The organism is Candidatus Accumulibacter sp. ACC005 (genome assembly GCF_907163215.1).
GTDB lineage: Bacteria > Pseudomonadota > Gammaproteobacteria > Burkholderiales > Rhodocyclaceae > Accumulibacter > Accumulibacter regalis.
Genome location: NZ_CAJQUB010000001.1, coordinates 259,169 through 277,583, shown reverse-complemented (window position 1 = coordinate 277,583; position 18,415 = coordinate 259,169). Strand labels below are relative to the sequence as shown.

The window sequence follows — 18,415 nt, the reverse complement described above, 5'->3', positions numbered from 1 at the left end:
GAGCCTGTCGAAGCGACCACTACTCAAGGCGCACGCTGCGCAGCCGCAAGGCGTTGCTGATCACCGAGATCGACGACAGACTCATCGCCGCGGCGGCAAGCATTGGCGACACCAGGATGCCCAGGAAGGGATACAGAATGCCCGCAGCCACCGGCACGCCAGCGGCGTTGTAGACCAGGGCGAAGAACAGGTTCTGTTTGATGTTGCGCATGGTCGCCCGGGCCAGCCGGCGTGCACGCACGATACCGTTGAGGTCACCCTTGACCAGCGTGAAGCCGGCACTCTCGATGGCCACGTCGGCGCCGGTGCCCATGGCAATGCCGACGTCGGCCTGCGCCAGTGCCGGCGCATCGTTGACGCCGTCACCGGCCATCGCCACCTTGTGGCCTTTGGCCTGCAATTCCTTGATGATCCGCGCCTTATCCGCGGGCAGTACGTCGGCACGGATTTCGTCGATCCCCAGACGCCCGGCAACGGCACGCGCCGTACGTTCGTTGTCGCCGGTGGCCATGATGATCTTCAGGCCTTCTGCGTGCAGCGCCTTGAGCGCTTCGAGCGTCGTCTCCTTGAGCGGATCGGCGACGCTCACCAGGCCGGCGATTTCGCTGCCGATGAGGACGAACATCACCGTTTCGCCCTCGTCGCGGCGAGCGTTTGCTGCCTCGACCAACGCACCGGAGGCACCGCCATCCAGCCCCAGTTCGGTGAGCAGCGCCGCATTGCCCAGGGCAACAGCCTGGCCATCGACCACACCCTTGACGCCCTTGCCGGTGATCGCCTCGAACTCGTCGGCCTTGGCCAGTTCCACGCCACGTTCTTCGGCGCCGCTGACGATCGCCTCGGCCAGTGGATGTTCCGAGCCGCGTTCGAGGCTGGCGGCCAGGCGCAATACCTCGTCTTCCTCGTGTCCGGCAGCGGGCAGCACCGCCACCAGCTTCGGCTTGCCGACGGTCAGCGTTCCGGTCTTGTCGACGATCAGCGTATCGACCTTGGCAAAGCGCTCCAGCGCTTCGGCGTTCTTGATCAGCACGCCGGCCTGTGCGCCGCGTCCGGTGGCGGTCATGATCGACATCGGCGTCGCCAGGCCGAGCGCGCAGGGGCAGGCGATGATCAGCACGGCCACCGCCGCGACCAGTCCATAGGAAAGCGCCGGCGCCGGTCCCCAGGCCGCCCAGGCGATGAACGCCAGAATGGCGACGCCGATCACCGCCGGAACGAACATGCCGGCGACCGAATCGGCGAGCTTCTGGATCGGCGCGCGCGAGCGTTGCGCGTTGGCGACCATGGCGACGATCTGGCTGAGCACGGTGTCGCCGCCGACCCGCTTGACCTCGACGATCAGTGAACCAGTGCCGTTGATCGTCGCCCCGGTGACCGGGTCACCGGCGACCTTTTCCACCGCTACCGCTTCGCCCGAGAGCATCGACTCGTCGATCGAAGATCGGCCATCGATCACCACGCCGTCCACCGGCACCTTGTCGCCCGGCCGCACGCGTACATGGTCGCCGACGACGACTTCCTCGAGCGGGATTTCCTCCTCGCGTCCATCGGCACGGATCACGTGCGCCGTCTTGGCGGCAAGGTCGAGGAGCGCGCGGATCGCCGAGCCGGTGCGCTCGCGCGCACCGAGCTCCATCACCTGACCGAGCAGGACCAGGACGACGATGACTGCGCCGGCTTCGAAATAGACGCCCACGTGCCCCTGCGCGTCGCGGAAGCCGTCCGGGAACAAGCCCGGGAAGAGGACCGCGACGATGCTGAAGAGATACGCCGAGCCAACACCCAGGCCGATCAGCGTGAACATGTTGAGGCTGCGATTGACGACCGATTTCACGCCGCGAACGAAGAACGGCCAGCCGGCCCAAAGGACCACCGGCGTGCTCAGGGCCAGTTCGACCCATTGCGCCGCGCGCTCACCGAGCAAATCGCGTGCGAAGCCCAGACCGAGAAAGGGCCCCATGCTCAGCAGCAGCAGGGGAACGGCCAACACGGCACCGATCCAGAAACGGCGCCGGAAGTCGACCAGCTCGGGGTTGGGACCTTCGTCTCCGCTAGGGACGCCCATCGGTTCGAGCGCCATGCCGCATTTCGGGCAATCGCCCGGGGCATCGCGGACGATTTCGGGGTGCATCGGACAGGTGTATTGCGTGCCGGCGGGTACCGGGGGCGCTTGCCTCTTGTGCGCGCCGCTCAGGTAGTGCGCCGGGTCCGCCGCAAACCTGTCGTGGCACTTCTGCGAGCAGAAATGCCAGGTCCTCCCGTCGTGCGCGAAGCTCGGCTTTCCCGCGCCAAGCGTGACCGACATGCCGCAGACCGGGTCCTTCACCGTCGCGGACTCCGCCACCGTGTGATCGCCGTTTGAGCTGTGTGAGCCGTGCTGGCTGTGTGCCGCATGCGAACGCTCGGGCTGGTGATGATGATGGTCGTGCCCGCCCGACCGTGTTTTCGTGTCCATGGCAATCCTTTCCAGGGTACCCCTGTTGGCTGACGCACGGCTTCTCTCGCTTGGCGGCAGCCTTCGACGTCGCCCATGGTGCCGGTCGCCACCCCACGAGGAGATGACCGCAGGATTACGGTTCAGTCACCTGCGCTGGCCGGTGCCACCGGCGCTTGGTGGCGGGCAGCCAGTCCTGACGAAACAAGCCGACCGCGCAAGCATTGGCGGGGCTGGCGGAAACAGCATGACAAGAATGTCATTCCCGCGTCAGATTGTCGTCGGTATCGATCGTCGATACTGGCGAACGTGATGAAGTTCCCACGACGAAGCACTCACCCAGCAAAGGAATGACCATGAAAACACTGTCCGGCAATATCCTGATGATCACCTTGTCCGCCGTGCTGAGCGCGCCGGTCGCCTTGCTGGCTGCCGAAAAAGCTGCGCCAACGCAGCCGCCACCCGCTCAGATGCAGGCCCGCATGCAAGCCATGCAGGCTCGTATGCACGCCCTGCAGCAGACTGAAGGTGAAGCGCGCATGCCGATGATGGCGGCGCAAATGGACGACATGCAGGCGATGATGAAGGACTTCGGCGCCGGCTGCCCGATGGCCGCTGGCCAAGGCAACATGGGCATGCAGGGTCAGCAAGGGATGCCGATGACGCCGGGAATGCACGGCAGCCAGGCGAAGTAAGCTCATGATTCCCTGGCTGAAACGACTCCTGGCCAGCTTTCGCGCCTGGCGACAAGCCAATGCCGAAGCGCACGCCAGGGCGAAACCCCCTTCGTGCTGTTCGGCCCCGCCGCCGCGTGCCGGCAGCCATGACGACCCGCGAGGAAGCGCATAAGTGAAAAAGACACCAAATCGATCCCTGGCAATTCCTGCGCCCCGTCGCGACACCCGCCTGCAGCTTTGTCTGCTCGCGCTGCTGATCGTCGCGGCGGCGATCAGCCTGCCGGTCGCGGCGCAAGGCATGCCAGTGCCACAGCCGAGCCCCGGGCTGATGCCCAACCCGGCAGCCGGCAAGACCCTGTTCGAGAAAAACTGCGCTTCCTGCCACGGCGCCAATCTGCAAGGCAGCGACAAGGGGCCGCCGATGCTGAGCAAAATCTACGAGCCCTCGCATCACGGCGACGCCGCTTTCCAGCTGGCGGTGAAGAACGGGAGTCGTGCCCATCACTGGAAGTTCGGCGACATGGCGCCCGTTCCCGGCCTGAGCCCCGACGACGTCGCCCAGATCACCGCCTATGTGCGGCTCGAGCAGCGCAAGGCCGGTATTCAATAAGGCCATCCGCCCGCGGGTGCGCGTGCGGCACGGAGCGAAGGCGGCCGCACAGATCAGCTTTCGCTCAACGGCAGCACTGGCACTTTCGCCAACTCGCGGCGCAGCTGCCACTGCTTGACCAGCGCATACAGTGCCGGAATGACGCACAGCGTCAGCACCGTCGACGAGACCATGCCGCCGACCAGCGCGAAGGGGCGGAAATGCGGTATTTTGCGGGTAAGCTTGGCGTCGAACGGGAAGCCTTGGTCGTTGCGCGGCAATTGCCGCGTGACTGATCGCTTCAGATCCCGCGGATCAGTGGCGGGAAACGACAGGGCATTTCCACTGTGGAGGGTTTCTTGGCGGGTTGGCGCACGACAACAACGAACCAGGCAATTGCCTTCGAGGAGGTCCAGGCGGTCACCCGACGCCGGCGCCTTCGCATCTGGCTGCCGGTCGCCGTGGTCGCCATTCTGCTGGCCGCACTGATCGGCAACGCGATCCACGAGTTCAGGGTCATGCGTGCCGATGCCCTGGCTCTGTCCGAGGGCGTCATCGGCAACCTGCAAAGCCGCATCGAAACAGAGGTTGGCGCCTACCTGGGACCCATCCCGGGGGTCGTCCGTTTTACCCGCGACCTGCTCGCCGACGAGGACCTCTTGAGCGTGCGGCGCGAACTCGCCGAGAAGGTGGCGAGCGGGATCCTTGACAACACGCCGCAGCTCACCAGCGTCTTCATCGGTAGCCCGGCTGGCGAGTTCTTCATGGTGCGGCGCTATCAGGATGGTGAACAGCGCGGACTGGAAACCAAGACCATCCGCCGCCCGCATGGAGCGCAGGACGCCCCCGTGATGCAACTGACGCGCCATGGCGCCAAAGGCGAGGTGTTGTCCGACGAGCAAGCCCCCTGGGATGGCTACGATCCGCGCGCGCGGCCCTGGTTCGTCGGTGCCGCGAAAAGCAAGGACCTGTTCTGGACCGATGTCTACCTCTTCTTCACCACCAGTGCCGCGGGCATCACGGCGTCGCTGCCCTATCTGAATACGGACGGGGATCTGGTTGCGGTGGTAGGTACCGACGTCGAACTGGCAAGCCTCAGTCGCTTTCTCGCCACACTCGCCATCGGCAAGAGCGGCCTCGCGCTGATCGTCGACGACCAGGGGCGGGTGATGGCGCACCCGCGCAAGCCGCTGGTGAGCAAGGATGGCGGCGGCGAATTGCGACTGCTGCGGGTCGATGACATCGGCGACCCGGTGGTGAGCCGCGCCTTTGACCGCTACCGCGTCGAAGGGCACGGCCGCCACGATTTCGAGATGGCCGGCCGCCGCTACATCAGCTCGACGTCGTCGCTCAACCAATTGCTGCCGCACGACTGGTCGATCCTGATGATCGTCCCCGAGGACGATTTCGTCGGCTTCGTTGCAGAGAATGTACGCGACACGCTGGGCATGGGCCTGGCGGTCATCGCCCTGGCAGGCGGTCTCGCCGGGCTCGTGGTCCGCCAGGGGCTGCGCGCCGACCAGGAGGCAATTTCCATCCTCGAGCGTCAGGCGCAGCTCGACGCGCAGGGTGAGGCCTTCGGCATGCTGGCGGCGCAGTCGACGCTGTTCGAGGACAATGGGAGCAATGGCCTCGCACTGGTGACCGAGGCTGTCGCGCGTTCGTCTCGCGTGCGCCGCGCCAGCCTGTGGCAGCTCGCACCGGCTGGCGATGCGCTGGTCTGTCTCGACAGCTTTGACCAGCAGACCGAGGGCCATACGGATGGCGCAACGCTGGATCGATCGGAACATCCCGGTCTCTTCGAATGGCTGCAGAGCGAAAACGCGGTCGGCGACGTCGCCAGCAGCGACGACGCACGCCTCGTATCGCTGTACCGAAGCTACCTCGCCCCGCTCGGCTGCCAGGCCCTGCTGTCGGTACCCGTCAAGATAGACGGCCAGGTGACCGGCGTCCTTTGGCTCGAGGACGGCCGTCGCAGCGAGTGGCCAAACCAGGTGCAGCGGTTTGCCCGGGCGATCGGCAATCTGATGGCCATCCGCCAGGCAGCCAGCGCTACGGCTGGCGCGGTGGTGGCCATGCCGCCGGCCGGCAAGGCGAAGGCACATGACAGCGAAGCGGCGCCGCACGCCGAAGCGCCCGTTCAGGAATTGAACATCGATGCGAGGCTGGGCGCACGCCGTACTGCCGCCTTTGCCGCGAAGCTCCCGGACGGTGCGCACCCCGTGCGAGCTGACGATGTGCAGCGCATTGATCAGCTGGCTTTCGTATCGCTGCGCTTCAGCGACGCGCTGGCCCTGGCCCGATCGGCCGACGACCGCTCCGGCGAATCGACGATAGCCCGCCTGCTCGCGCAAATCGACGCGGCAGCCTCGCAACACGGCGTGGCCTACCTCAAATTTCTCACTGATCGGGTGGTCGCTGCCGCCGATCCTTCCGCGGACGTCCAGCACGCAACCGTCTGCCTGGCCGAATTTGCGTTGGCCGCGCAGGCCGCCTGCGAGCGCCTGTTCGCTGAACAGCATGCCCCCTCGGCCTTTCATTTGGGCATGGACCTGGGACCGGCGATCGGCAGCCTGATCGACCGCAAGGAAAGCTCGTTCAACCTCTGGGGTGAGGCCGCACGCATGGCCTACGCGATGGCCGATTCCGCCCCACCGGGAACGATCCATACGACGGAGTCGGTCTACGAGGCGCTGCACGACCGCTATCTGTTTCAACTGCGCGGTCATCATTATCTCGAAGACGTCGGGGAATTCTCCACCTACCTCCTGGGGGGGCGCCTGTGAAGCCGCCGGCCAATGGCTTGCCCACGCTCGCAGCGCCCACGGCAGAGCGGCCAAATCTGCTCGGCCGCTTCGGGCAGGGAATCATCGACACGACGACGGACGTCTTTCTGTTCACCGGGGACCTGACCGCGACCCTGACACGTGGCCTGGCACCGGGCAACTGGCGCCGGACGATGTGGACGGAGTTCGAGCGTTTCTTCTACTTCACGGGGGTGTGCGCCATACCCGCAGTCATGATCACCGCCCTGCTGGTAGGTCTGGGTCTGGTATTGCAGATCATCTATTGGCTGCGGGTGACGGGACAGCAGGGGTCGATCGGCGACTTTCTGGTGCTGGTGCTGATCCGCGAGCTCTCACCCATCGTCACGGCGTTGATCGTGATCGGCCGCAGTGGTTCGGTGATGCTCGACGAGGTGGGCCATCTCAAGGTCAACGGGCAGATCCGCATGCTCGAGTCCTTCGGCATTGACGCCACCGACTTTCTCGCCATTCCGCGCTGCTTCGCCTCGGCACTCGCGTTGTTCGCGCTGACCACGATCTTCCTCCATACCGCACTTTGGTCCGGCTATCTCGCCGCTTCCTTGGCCGGTCTCACCGCGCTATCCCTGGTCGAGTTTGCCGATGCGGTCTTGTCGAGGATGACTCTGGGCGATCATCTGCTGCTGGTCGTCAAACCGACCCTCACCGGTTTCGTGATCGGCTACGTGGCCATCTGGCATGGACTGAGGGTCGAAGCGAGTGCCCTCGGCGTGCGCCGGGCCTTGCCGAAGGCCTTCATGTACTCTCTGCTGGCGACGCTGCTGATCGGGATAGCCGTGTCGACGGTATTGTAGATGCGCGCGTCCGACGACCTGGCCGCAGCCCCCCCGATCCTGGAGACCGCCGGTCTGTCCGTCGTGTCGCCCCGGGGTGGTTCGATACTGGCCGACGACCTGTGCCTGCAAGCCGGCGAACTGCACCTGGTGCATTCGCCGACGACGGGGCAGAGCGCGGCGCTGGCCGATGCCTTGCTCGGCTTGGCCGGTGCCGGCGAGGTGCGCTTCCTGGGCGTCGCGTGGGCCGACCTCGATGCAGCCGAAGCCTGCCGCTTGCGCAGCCGTATCGGCAGGGTGATGAGCGGTGGGAACTGGCTGGAGAACCGATCGGTGATGGAAAACCTGCTTCTTCCGCTGCGCCATCAGACCGTGCTGGCCGAAGAAATCATCCGCCAGCGGGCCAGCGAGCTCGCCCTGAGCTTTGGCCTGCCGGGGATCCCGACCCTGCTGCCGCATCAGTGCTCGGAGTCCGATCTCGAACGCGCAGCGTGCGTTCGGGCCTTCCTGGGACGCCCGAAGCTGGTCGTTCTCGAGCAGCCAATCGAAGCCACCGAAAGCAGAACCTTCGCGCCGCTGATCAATGCCGTGCAGCAGGTGCGCCGCCGCCGCGGCGCCATCATCTGGTTCACCCACCAGCGCAGCCTGCTCGAAGAGCCCGGGATTTCTGCCGACCGACGCTACCGGATCGCCGGCAGCCGGCTGCTTCTGCTGGAGGCTGCCCCGTGAACAAATCGAACGACAACCGCCGTTACCGCAGCCTGCTCGGCGCGACCGTGCTGGCAGTGCTCGTGCTCTTCCTGTTGACTCTGATCAAGGCCGAGGCCCTGCGCGAGCTGTTCGATCCCGGCAAGACGGTACGCCTGGTGCTGCCCGACGAGGGTCTTTTTGGCCTCGCCGAAGGCGCCAAGATCGAGGTGCTCGGCACGCCGTCCGGCAAGATCCTGAAGATCGTCATCGACCCGGACCAGAAGATCCATGCGCTGGCGCGCCTGAATGGCTCGATGGCGCCCTTCGTGCGCCGAGATTCGCAGGCGGTCATCCGCAAGACCTTCGGCGTCGCGGGCGAGAGCTACGTCGAGATCACCAGGGGCCGCGGCGAAGAGATGGATTGGGACTATGCCGTGCTGCAGGCGGCTCCGGACCGGGCGCAGACGGAAAGCATCGGCGAGATCCTGGAGGACGTGCGCGGCCGGGTCATACCGATCCTCGAGCAGACCGAACGGACGATGACCGCGCTGGGCGATATCACCGCAGGCTTCGCCAACCCGGAGGGCGACCTGCAGAAGACGCTGGCAGATTTCAGGACCATGACCGGGCGCATCGAGCGCGGCAAGGGAGCGGTGGGCCGCCTGCTCAGTGACGAGCGTACCGCCATCGAACTCGATCAGTTGATCAAGGGAGCCAACGCCGCCGTCGCACGTCTGGCACCGATCCTCGACGAACTGCAGGCGACGGCCGCACAGGCGAAGCTGCTGTCCGGATCAATCAACGCCCAGAGCAAGGAGCTGCCGGAGATCACGGGCCGCGTGAAGTCGGTCCTGACATCGCTCGACGCGGTCATGCTGGACCTGCGCAAGACCTCACCTCAGCTGCCGGCGATCAGCCGCGACATCGGCGAAACGACAGCCAACATCCCGGTCCTGCTCGGCATGACCCAGCAGACGCTGGCGGAATTGGAGGCGCTGCTGCGCCAGCTGCGCAACAGCTGGTTGCTCGGCGGCGGCGCGCCGCCCGAGACGGGCGGTCGGCTGCCACCGGGCGAGGTTCGCCCATGAGCCGGTTTTCAATTCTGCTCGGCCTGCTGGCCGTCGGCCTGGCGCTCGGCGGCTGCGCGGGTACGGCGGAGCCGCAACAGGCAGCGACCAGCAAGCGCGAAACGCTCGATCGCTCGGCCCGTCTGGCCTTCGATCAGGCTCAGTACAGCCAGGCCGTGACGCTCTACGCAGCGGTCGTGCAGGCAGCCCTGGCGGAAGATTCGCCAGCCAGCATCATCGATGCGCGCTTCAATCTGGCGCTCTGCCAGACCTATCTCGGCGATTACGACGCGGCGCTGACGCAGACCGAGTGGGCGGACGCCGAGCGCAGGCGACGCGGACTGCCTGTCGACCCGGAACTGCAATTGCTTGCCGGCACGATTCACTACCGGGCAGGCCGTCTCGATAGGGCACAGGCCACGCTATCCGCCGTGCTGCAGGCGGGCGACACAAGCCCGGCCACCCGCGCCAGGGCGCACTTCATCGCCGGCCTGATCGCCGCCGACCTCGCGGCACTGCCGGCACTTCGCGACCACATCGCGGCCTTGCGGGAGGGTACGGCCGTCGCTTCCCGTGCCGACTACCTGGAACTGCAGGCCAGCCTGCTCCGCCTCGAGAGCGACATCGACGGCGCCCTGCGCCTGCTCGATCAGGTGGCCGATCTGCGTCGCGTCGAGCGCGACTATCGCGGCATGACCCGCGCCCTGGCCAGCGCCGGTGGCATCGCCGAGCAGGCCGGCCGCCTGCAGGCCGCGGGCAACTACCTGTATCGCGCCGGTCGCAGCGCAGCACAGCGCAACGACCCGCAGGCCCGGGACTGGCTGCGCCGCGCGATCAACGCCGGAGCGCGCAGCGGCGACACGGCGCTGGTGCGCGAGGCGGAGGCCGTCCTGCCCCCTGCCGAGGCGCCCCGCTGATCAGGAGCGGTGAATGGCTCGCATGGCTTTTGCGTGCACGGGTATTCGACGCACCATCGAGACGACGCATGAACGGATACGGTGCTCAAACCAACCGTTGACGGCCAGGCTCGCGACCAGCCGTAAGCGGCCTTTCGCCTGGGGACGTCTGGCACTCCTTGGGGTCTCACTCCTTCGGGCCAGGTCTTTCCCCGTGCCTTGGGCAAAAGTCAAGACCTGACCCCGTCGTCGCTGTGACCCAGGCGACGCGGACTGCCTGTCGACCCGGAACTGCAATTGCTTGCCGGCACGATTCACTACCGGGCAGGCCGTCTCGATAGGGCACAGGCCACGCTGTCCGCCGTGCTGCAGGCGGGCGACACAAGCCCGGCCACCCGCGCCAGGGCGCACTTCATCGCCGGCCTGATCGCCGCCGACCTCGCGGCACTGCCGGCACTTCGCGACCACATCGCGGCCTTGCGGGAGGGTACGGCCGTCGCTTCCCGTGCCGACTACCTGGAACTGCAGGCCAGCCTGCTCGGCCTCGAGAGCGACATCGACGGCGCCCTGCGCCTGTTCGATCAAGTGGCCGATCTGCGTCGCGTCGAGCGCGACTATCGCGGCATGACCCGCGCCCTGGCCAGCGCCGGTGGCATCGCCGAGCAGGCCGGCCGCCTGCAGGCCGCGGGCAACTACCTGTATCGCGCCGGTCGCAGCGCAGCACAGCGCAACGACCCGCAGGCCCGGGACTGGCTGCGCCGCGCGATCAACGGCGCAGCGCGCAGCGGCGACACGGCGCTGGTACGCGAGGCGAAAGCCATCCTGCCCCCTGCCGAAGCGCCCCGCTGATCAGGAGCGGTGAATGGCTCGCATCGCGTTCGCGCGCACGGGTATTCGACGCACCATCGAGACGACGCATGAACGGATACGGTGCTCAAACCAACCGTTGACGGCCAGGCTCGCGACCAGCCGTAAGCGGCCTTTCGCCTGGGGACGTCTGGCACTCCTTGGGGTCTCACTCCTTCGGGTCAGGTCTTTCCCCGTGCCTTGGGCAAAAGTCAAGACCTCACCCCGTCGGCGCTGCCGTCGGCGCTGTGACCCCGTCGGCGCTGCCGTCGTCGCCCCGTCGTCGGGACCCCGTCGTCGGGTCGCTGGGAGGCGCTCGAGCGGGCGCTGGCTGCGCAGCCGCAGTGGGCCGCGCATGACCGGCCCCAGCCGCTGTTGATCTGGGACGTCATTGGCGACATCGGCCTGGACATGGCGAAGGCGAGAGCGGATGCCGATGGGCCGGCCGTCGACCAGGTGCTGCGGCAGGACATCGCCGACATGAGGGCGCTGCGGGTGAATCGCACGCCGGGCTTCTTCGTCAATGGCACGCCCTTGCGTGACTTCGGCGAGGCGCCATTGAAGGCGCTCGTCGAGCAAGAGCTCAAGAAGGGGTCGTCTCAGAAAACGGAAAATAAAGCACGGTAAGCAATCTGGCAGAGGCCTCTCTATTGAGGTCGTCATGTGACTGGGGTTGTAAGCCGGAACCGCCGAAAATTCCATCATCCCCACGCTGGCCCTGCCACGAGCGCATCCAGCTCCAGGTCGATCACCTTGGCGTCGCTTTGGAACGTGTAGTGCTCGTTCCACATCGGTGATTCCGCTCGCCGTATCCTTGATTTCCTTGCCCCGGAGCCCGGCTGCTCACAGGCCAAGTTCGCTGTGCGAACCGAGACGAACGAGCTGGAGTACGTTGTCGTCCGGTTTTCTGTAGATCAAGACCAAGTCGGGCTTGACGTGACAATCCCGGTGGTCCTTCCAATCCCCACTGAGCGAATGATCATGGTGCTTGTCGGCCAGAACCTGATCATGGGCCAAGGCCGTGACGATGGCGACGAAGTCACTTTGCAGCGTTTGCCGGTGCGGTCCCTTGGTTTCGCGCTTGTAGTCACGCTTGAACTGGCCAGTGTGCTCAATCTTCCGCATTCAGGTCCGCCATCAGGTCCTCGACGGTGGCGAACGACTTCAGGCCACCATTGCGCGCCTCCTTCATCGCTTCGATAGTATCGACGTTGGGAACCAGTGGCTCGAACGGCAGTGCCTTCTCGCGTGCGACGCGGGTCAGCATGATGCGGAAGGCGTCCGACACGGTCAGCCCCATCGCCGCAAGCACGGCGGTCGCCTCTTCCTTAATGTGCTCGTTGATCCTGGCACGGACAACAGCGTTTTCGGACATGTTCTGATCCTCCAGTTTGGTGAGCTACATTGTAGCCCACGAGACGCCATGACACATCCCTTGCGTGTTGGCCGGATGTCGGAAAACATCTGTTTGCCACACGAACGGCAAAGCGTCGCAAACAATGGTCTCGACAGGGCGAAGCGACGGCCGTGAGTCAGTCCGCGCTCAGCACTTGCGCCGCCGGCCGCGCCAGACTCCGCCGCAACTGCCACTGCTTGACCAGCGCATACAGCGCCGGAATCACGCATAGCGTCAGCACCGTCGACGAAACCATGCCGCCGACCATCGGCGCGGCGATGCGGCTCATCACTTCCGAGCCGGTGCCGGTCGACCACATGATCGGCAGCAGGCCGGCCATGATCGCAACGACGGTCATCATCTTCGGCCGCACGCGTTCGACGGCGCCTTCCATGATCGCGTGGTAGAGGTCGGCGGCGCTCGGATCGACGCCTTCGGCGCGGCGCCTGGCGGTGATTTCCTGCCACGACTGATCGAGATAGATCAGCATCACCACGCCGGTTTCGGCGGCGACGCCGGCCAGGGCGATGAATCCGACAGCCACTGCGACGCTCATGTTGTAGCCCAACCACCACATCAGCCAGATACCGCCGACCAGCGCAAACGGCACCGACAGCATGACGATCAGCGTCTCGGTCAGGCGCCGGAAGTTGAGGTAGAGCAGCACGAAGATGATCGCCAGCGTCAGCGGCACGACGAGGGCGAGCTTGGCCTTGGCGCGCTCCATGTACTCGAACTGGCCCGACCAGGTGGCGTAGTAGCCGGGCGGAAAAGTGACCTTGTCGGCGACGGCTTTCTGAGCATCCTTGACGTAGGAACCGACGTCGCGATCGCGGATGTCGACGAAAACGTAGGCGGCGAGCAGCGCGTTCTCGGTCTTGATGCCCGGCGGGCCGTTGCGCAGCTCGATGCTCGCCAGTTGGCCGAGCGGGATCATCCCCGCCTGGCTCGGCACGAAGACCTCGTTGGCGATGCGCTGCGGATCGTCGCGCAGCGCGCGTGGGTAGCGCACGGTGACGTTGTAGCGCTCGAGACCTTCGACGGCGGTGGTCACCGTCGCGCCGCCGAGCGCGCTGGCGATCACCTGCTGGAAGTCGCCGACGGTGATCCCGTAGCGCGCCAGTTGCTCGCGTTTCGGCGTGATGTCCAGGTAGTAGCCGCCGGTGACCCGCTCGGCGTAGGCGCTCGAGGTGCCCGGTACGTCCTTCACCGCCTGCTCGATCTCGCGGGCGACCTTCTCGATCACCGCCAGTTCCTTGCCGAAGACCTTGACGCCGACCGGCGTGCGGATGCCGGTAGACAGCATGTCGATGCGCGCCTTGATCGGCATCGTCCAGGAATTGGCCAGGCCGGGGAACTTGAGCGCGGCGTCCATCTCGGCGATCAGCTTGTCGACGTTCATGCCCGCGCGCCACTCCTTCTCCGGCTTGAGGTTGATCACCGTCTCGAACATCTCGATCGGCGCCGGGTCGGTGGCGCTGGCGGCACGACCGGCCTTGCCATAGACCGACTCGACCTCGGGGAAGGTCTTGATCACCCGGTTGGTCGTTTGCAGCAGGCGCGCCGCCTCGGTCACCGACATACCCGGCAGCGAGGCCGGCATGTAGAACAGCGAGCCTTCGTTGAGCGTCGGCATGAACTCCGAACCGATGCGGCTGGCCGGCACGACGGTGACCGCCATCACGACGCCCGCGAGCAGCAGGGTGACGATCTTGTGGCGCATCACGGCCTGGATGATCGGCCGGTAGACCCAGATCAGGAAGCGGTTCACCGGGTTCTTCTGCTCGGGCATGATCCGCCCGCGAATGAAGAACATCATCAGCACCGGCACCAGCGTCACCGACAGTACCGCTGCGCCGGCCATGGCGAAGGTCTTGGTGAAGGCCAGCGGGCTGAACAACCGCCCTTCCTGGCCCTCGAGGGTGAACACCGGCAGGAAGGAAACGGTGATGATCAGCAGCGAGTAGAAGAGTGCCGGCCCGACCTCCTTGCAGGCGCGGATCATCGTCGCCGCGCGGTCGTGTCTGGTCGCGTTCGGCGGCAGGTGTTCGAGTCGCTTGTGGGCGTTCTCGATCATCACGATCGCCGCATCGACCATCGCCCCGATGGCAATCGCGATACCCCCCAGGCTCATGATGTTCGAACCCATGCCCATCGTGCGCATGGCGATGAAGGCAATCAGGATGCCGATCGGCAGCGTCAGGATGGCGACCAGTGCGCTGCGCACGTGCATCAGGAAGATCACGCAGACGGCGCCGACGATCAGGCTCTCTTCGAGCAAGGTCCATTTCAGGTTGTCAATGGCGCGCTCGATCAGCTGCGAACGGTCATAGACGGGAACGATTTCGGTCCCTTCGGGCAGCCCCGGCAGCAACTCCTCGATCTTGGCCTTGACGTTGGCGATCACGTCGAGTGCGTTCTGGCCGAAGCGCGCCATGACGATCCCCGAAACGACCTCGCCCTCGCCGTTGAGTTCGGTGATCCCGCGCCGCCCGGCGGGGACGATCTCGACGCGTGCGACGTCGCGCACCAGCACCGGCGTTCCGCCATCGCTCTTCAGCACCAGCGTCTCGATGTCGCCGACGCCCTTGAGGTAGCCGAGCCCGCGCACCATGTATTCCTTCTCGGCCAGCTCGACGACGCGCCCGCCGACGTCGCGGTTCGATTCGCGAATCACCTGCGCCAGACGCGCCAGCGAAACGCCATAGCTGGCCAGCCGGTGCGGGTCGACGATGACCTGATACTCCTTGACGAAGCCACCGACGCTGGCCACTTCGGCGACGCCACCGGCCTTGGTCAGCTGGTAACGGACGTACCAGTCCTGCACGCTGCGCAGGTCGGCCAGCGACTGATCCTTGCCGGTCAGCGCGTACTGGAAGACCCAGCCGACGCCGGTGGCGTCGGGCCCGATCTGCGTTGAAACGCCTTGCGGCAGATTGCCCTGCACCGAGCTCAGGTACTCCAGGACCCGCGAACGCGCCCAGTAGATGTCGGTGCCATCCTCGAAGATCACATAGACGTAGGAGGCGCCGAACATCGAGAAGCCCCGCACCACCTTGGCTTTCGGCACCGCCAGCATGGCCGTGGTCAGCGGATAGGTGACCTGATCCTCGACGACCTTCGGCGCCTGCCCGGCGTAAGGGGTGAACACGATCACCTGCACGTCGGAAAGATCCGGCAAGGCGTCGAGCGGCGTTTTCTTGACCGCGTAGATTCCACCGGCGACGACCGCCAGGGTGGCCAGCAGGACCAGGAAGACGTTGCGCGCCGACCATTCGATCAGCCGATCGAGCATCTCAGTGACCCTCGTGCCTGGCGGCGGCCTTCTCGATGCGGGTGATCACGAACTCGCCATCGCCGCGGTCCTCGAACTCGAAACGGATCGGTGCGCCGGGCGGGATGCCCTTGGCCACCGCGGGACTCGCCAGCCCGAACTCCATGGTCATCGCCGGCCACTGCAGCGCCGGAATCGGCTCGTGCGTGACCGACGCGGTGTTCGACGCGATATCCAGTGAATCGATCGAACCCTGCGCCTGGTACCGCTTCGCCGCCGCTTTTTCCGTCGTTGCCGCCGTGGGCGCAGTGAAGGTCGACAACGCCGCCTTGAGGTTGCTTTCGGCGTCGATCAGGAAGTTGGCCGCAGTGACCACTTCGTCGCCGACCTGAATTCCTGCGAGAATTTCGACCGCGTCACGCCCGCGCAAACCGATCTTGACGGCTTGCGGTTTGTACCTGCCCTCGCCCAGCACGAGCAGGACCACCTGGCGGTCGCCGGTGTCGATCACCGCTGACGGCGGCACGGTCAGGCGCGCGGCCTTGCCCGCGGTGGCGATCTCGACGTGCGCGAACATTCCCGGACGCAGCATGCCGTCGTGATTCTTCAGTTCGAGCCTGACCGGCGTCGTGCGTGTCGCGGTGTTGAGGGTCGGATAGAGGTAGGTGACCCTGGCTTCGAAGAGGTGTCCGGGAAAGGCGTCGATGATCACCCGCGCGGCGTCTCCAGGCCTAACCTGGGCCAGATCACGTTCGTAGACGTCGGCGATCACCCAGACGGTGGACAGGTCGGCGATGCGGTAGATGACCGCTCCGGCCATGAAACGCATTCCCTCGACGGCCTTCTTCTCAAGCACCACGCCGGTGGCCGGCGACGAAAAGGTGACCAGCGCGTTCTGCGCGCCGGCCGCGCCGGCAACCTTCCAGTTGCGCAAGCGTTCGCGAGCGGCCTGCGCAAGACGTCGGGCGCCGTCGCGGGCCGCCGGATCGGCATTGCCGGCACTCTCCTCAAGTCCCTCGGCAATGCGCAACTCCTTCTGCGCGGAGACCAGCTCGGGGCTGTAGACGGAGAACAGCGGCTGTCCCTTGCTCACCGGGTCACCGGTGGCGCTCACCTGCAGCCGTTCGATCCAGCCTTCGAAACGCGGCGCGACATCGTGAATCCGGCGCTCGTCGACCTCCACCCGGCCAACCGTGCGCAACGCCGAGTCCAGCGTCCGTTCTTCGGCGCGCGCCGTCTTGACGCCGAGCGTCTGGACGCGCGCCGGGCTGACCTTGACGACGCCGCTGCCGTCGGGTTCGTCGTCCGCGTAAACGGCGATGTAATCCATGCCCATCGAATCCTTCTTCGGCTCCGGCGAGGTGTCCGGCAAACCCATCGGGTTGCGGTAGTAGAGGACCTTGCGCTCGTTCTTGCCGGCGGACTCGCCGGGCGCGGCGCCTTGCGCACCGGCACTGGCGACGGTTTCGCCGCGGGTTGCCGGCTGCCGACTGCCGGCCCAGTAGCCGGCCGCCAGCGCCGCGCCGACGGCGACCAGCGCCAGGACGAGCGTCAGAGTGCGGTTCACAGCGGTGCTCCCACGAGAAGTTCGAGTTCGGCCAGGCGAACGGCGGTGTCCACATCGGCGTCGAGCAAGGCCAGACGAGCGCGCAGAATCTGCCGCTCGGCGTCGATCAGGGTGTTGAAGTTGACCCGGCCGCTTTCGTAACCGGACTGGGCGGCTTCAAAAGTGGCGCTGGCCTGCGGCAACAAGGTGTGCTTCAGCAGGCGCGCCTTGTCGCGGCTGGCCTCGAAAGCGGCGAGCGTTTCGCCAAGCCGGCCGGCGAGACGGGTTTCAGCGGCCAGCACGCGCGTCTGTGCGGCATCCAGGCGGCGCTCGGCCTCTCGCTCCTGGGCGCGCCGGGACGATTGCTGCAGCGGAATGGTCACCCCGACCATCACTTCCCAGTTGTCGGGCGCGTTGTAGGGGCGGTTGTTGGTCAGGCCGACGGCGAAGTCCGGATAACGGTTCAGCCAGGTCAGTTCGCGACTCTTTTGCGCGGCAACAACGCCGAAACGTTCGCGTGAGACCTCTGGTGAGCGCGTGCGGATCTGTTCGAGCAAGCTCTGGTAGGAAATTCTGGCGGGGGCTGGCGGCAGTTGCGCGGGCTCGGCCAGCGGCGCATCGCCGTCACGTGCCAGAAGGGCGTTGAGCTTGGCAGCGTTGTCGCGTCTGCGCCGTTCGGCTTCCACGAGATCGATCTTGACGCTGGTCAGTTCGCTCTGGGCCCGCAGGGCGTCCTGCTGCGGTACCAGACCGACGCCGTAGCGGGTCAGCACCAGCTGCTCGATGGCGTCGAGCAGCGACAGGGTCTCACGGAGGATGCGGATCTGGCCGGAGGCCTGGAACTGCCGGGCGTAGGCGGTCTTGATGCGGTTCTCGACCTCAAGCACGGTGCCATCCTGCAGGGTCTCGACCTGCTCGGCGAGCGCCTCGGCGACTTCACCGCGCAACTCGCGCTTGCCCCAGAACGGCAGCGGCTGGACCACCCGGTAACGGGTGTTGCCCACCTGCCCGGGCAGCAGCGAAGGCGCGCGTCCGGAGTTCACGGTGTTGGTGAAGTCCATCAGTTCGAGTTCGAAGCGCGGATCGGGCAGCGCCGCAGCCGGCTCCACCCGTTCCCGTGCCGCTTGCGCCTCGAACTTGCGGACCCCCAGCTCGGGGTTGTGCTCGCGAGCGTAGCTCAGCAGGCCACTGAGCGAAGCACCCAGCGGGGCAGCGGCCGGGCCTTGCGCGTAGGCCGGCACAGTGGGCAAGACGAGCGCCAGCAGCACACTGCCGGCGACGGCAAGGCGTAAGGTCGCGGCGCGCGACGTGAAAAGCATCATCGGTCGGGAATCCGGCAAGCAGGACAAGGTGCGTCCGAAACGCACGGACGCGGCGTGATGGCGCTAGACGGCGCGGAAAG

General features: G+C 66.2%; 16 protein-coding genes. 9 read left to right on the top strand and 7 right to left on the bottom strand.

Features of this window, described 5'->3' with window-relative positions; translation table 11 throughout:
• Positions 1-19: 19 nt before the first annotated feature.
• A complete protein-coding gene (locus QZ613_RS01275; protein WP_291867486.1) occupies positions 20-2,455 on the bottom strand; it encodes a heavy metal translocating P-type ATPase in 2,436 nt (811 codons plus the stop codon).
• A gap of 335 nt (positions 2,456-2,790) precedes the next feature.
• Here QZ613_RS01275 and QZ613_RS01270 point away from each other — a divergent pair, with 335 nt between their 5' ends.
• Both QZ613_RS01270 and QZ613_RS01265 read left to right on the top strand, forming a co-directional pair.
• Positions 2,791-3,129 carry a hypothetical protein gene (locus QZ613_RS01270; protein WP_291981289.1) on the top strand — a complete coding sequence of 113 codons (339 nt, stop codon included), beginning with the start codon at positions 2,791-2,793 and terminating at the stop codon, positions 3,127-3,129.
• Between the two features lie 154 nt (positions 3,130-3,283).
• Positions 3,284-3,721, top strand: coding sequence for a cytochrome c (locus tag QZ613_RS01265; protein ID WP_324593350.1), 438 nt, complete (start codon positions 3,284-3,286; stop codon positions 3,719-3,721).
• A gap of 53 nt (positions 3,722-3,774) precedes the next feature.
• Here QZ613_RS01265 and QZ613_RS01260 read toward each other — a convergent pair whose 3' ends face one another.
• Positions 3,775-3,981, bottom strand: a complete 207-nt coding sequence (locus QZ613_RS01260) for a hypothetical protein (RefSeq protein ID WP_291981287.1) — start codon at positions 3,979-3,981, stop codon at positions 3,775-3,777.
• A gap of 78 nt (positions 3,982-4,059) precedes the next feature.
• Here QZ613_RS01260 and QZ613_RS01255 point away from each other — a divergent pair, with 78 nt between their 5' ends.
• The 7 genes from QZ613_RS01255 (at position 4,060) to QZ613_RS01225 (ending at position 11,424) form a co-directional block, all read left to right on the top strand.
• Positions 4,060-6,486, top strand: a complete 2,427-nt coding sequence (locus QZ613_RS01255; protein WP_291981285.1) for a cache domain-containing protein — start codon at positions 4,060-4,062, stop codon at positions 6,484-6,486.
• 17 nt (positions 6,487-6,503) lie between these two features.
• A complete protein-coding gene (locus QZ613_RS01250; RefSeq protein WP_291865868.1) occupies positions 6,504-7,319 on the top strand; it encodes an ABC transporter permease in 816 nt (271 codons plus the stop codon).
• The gene (locus QZ613_RS01245; protein ID WP_291865865.1) at positions 7,320-8,027 is read left to right on the top strand and encodes a hypothetical protein; all 708 of its coding nucleotides are present in this window, start codon (positions 7,320-7,322) and stop codon (positions 8,025-8,027) included. It begins immediately after the preceding gene.
• Complete coding sequence (locus tag QZ613_RS01240) at positions 8,024-9,076, top strand: MlaD family protein (RefSeq protein ID WP_291865862.1); 1,053 nt, start codon at positions 8,024-8,026, stop codon at positions 9,074-9,076. The genes QZ613_RS01245 and QZ613_RS01240 overlap by 4 nt, the downstream gene beginning before the upstream one ends.
• On the top strand, positions 9,073-9,972 hold the full coding sequence (locus QZ613_RS01235; protein WP_043565270.1) for a hypothetical protein: 900 nt from the start codon (positions 9,073-9,075) through the stop codon (positions 9,970-9,972). Before QZ613_RS01240 ends, QZ613_RS01235 begins: the two co-directional genes overlap by 4 nt.
• 276 nt (positions 9,973-10,248) lie before the next feature.
• Positions 10,249-10,800, top strand: a complete 552-nt coding sequence (locus QZ613_RS01230) for a hypothetical protein (protein WP_291981282.1) — start codon at positions 10,249-10,251, stop codon at positions 10,798-10,800.
• 372 nt (positions 10,801-11,172) lie between these two features.
• A complete protein-coding gene (locus tag QZ613_RS01225; protein ID WP_291902221.1) occupies positions 11,173-11,424 on the top strand; it encodes a DsbA family protein in 252 nt (83 codons plus the stop codon).
• A gap of 216 nt (positions 11,425-11,640) precedes the next feature.
• Here QZ613_RS01225 and QZ613_RS01220 read toward each other — a convergent pair whose 3' ends face one another.
• The 5 genes from QZ613_RS01220 to QZ613_RS01200 all read right to left on the bottom strand — a co-directional run bounded on the left by QZ613_RS01220 (position 11,641) and on the right by QZ613_RS01200 (position 18,335).
• The gene (locus tag QZ613_RS01220) at positions 11,641-11,922 is read right to left on the bottom strand and encodes a type II toxin-antitoxin system YafQ family toxin (protein WP_012806066.1); all 282 of its coding nucleotides are present in this window, start codon (positions 11,920-11,922) and stop codon (positions 11,641-11,643) included.
• A complete protein-coding gene (locus QZ613_RS01215; protein WP_291863397.1) occupies positions 11,909-12,172 on the bottom strand; it encodes a type II toxin-antitoxin system RelB/DinJ family antitoxin in 264 nt (87 codons plus the stop codon). The genes QZ613_RS01220 and QZ613_RS01215 overlap by 14 nt, the downstream gene beginning before the upstream one ends.
• A gap of 157 nt (positions 12,173-12,329) precedes the next feature.
• Entirely contained in the window at positions 12,330-15,488 is a 3,159-nt protein-coding gene (locus QZ613_RS01210; RefSeq protein WP_291981280.1) for an efflux RND transporter permease subunit, read from the bottom strand.
• Position 15,489: 1 nt separating this feature from the next.
• Positions 15,490-17,034, bottom strand: coding sequence for an efflux RND transporter periplasmic adaptor subunit (locus QZ613_RS01205; protein WP_291981279.1), 1,545 nt, complete (start codon positions 17,032-17,034; stop codon positions 15,490-15,492).
• Positions 17,031-18,335: a TolC family protein gene (locus QZ613_RS01200; protein ID WP_291863403.1), complete on the bottom strand. Its 1,305-nt coding sequence runs from the start codon at positions 18,333-18,335 to the stop codon at positions 17,031-17,033. The genes QZ613_RS01205 and QZ613_RS01200 overlap by 4 nt, the downstream gene beginning before the upstream one ends.
• Positions 18,336-18,415: the final 80 nt, after the last annotated feature.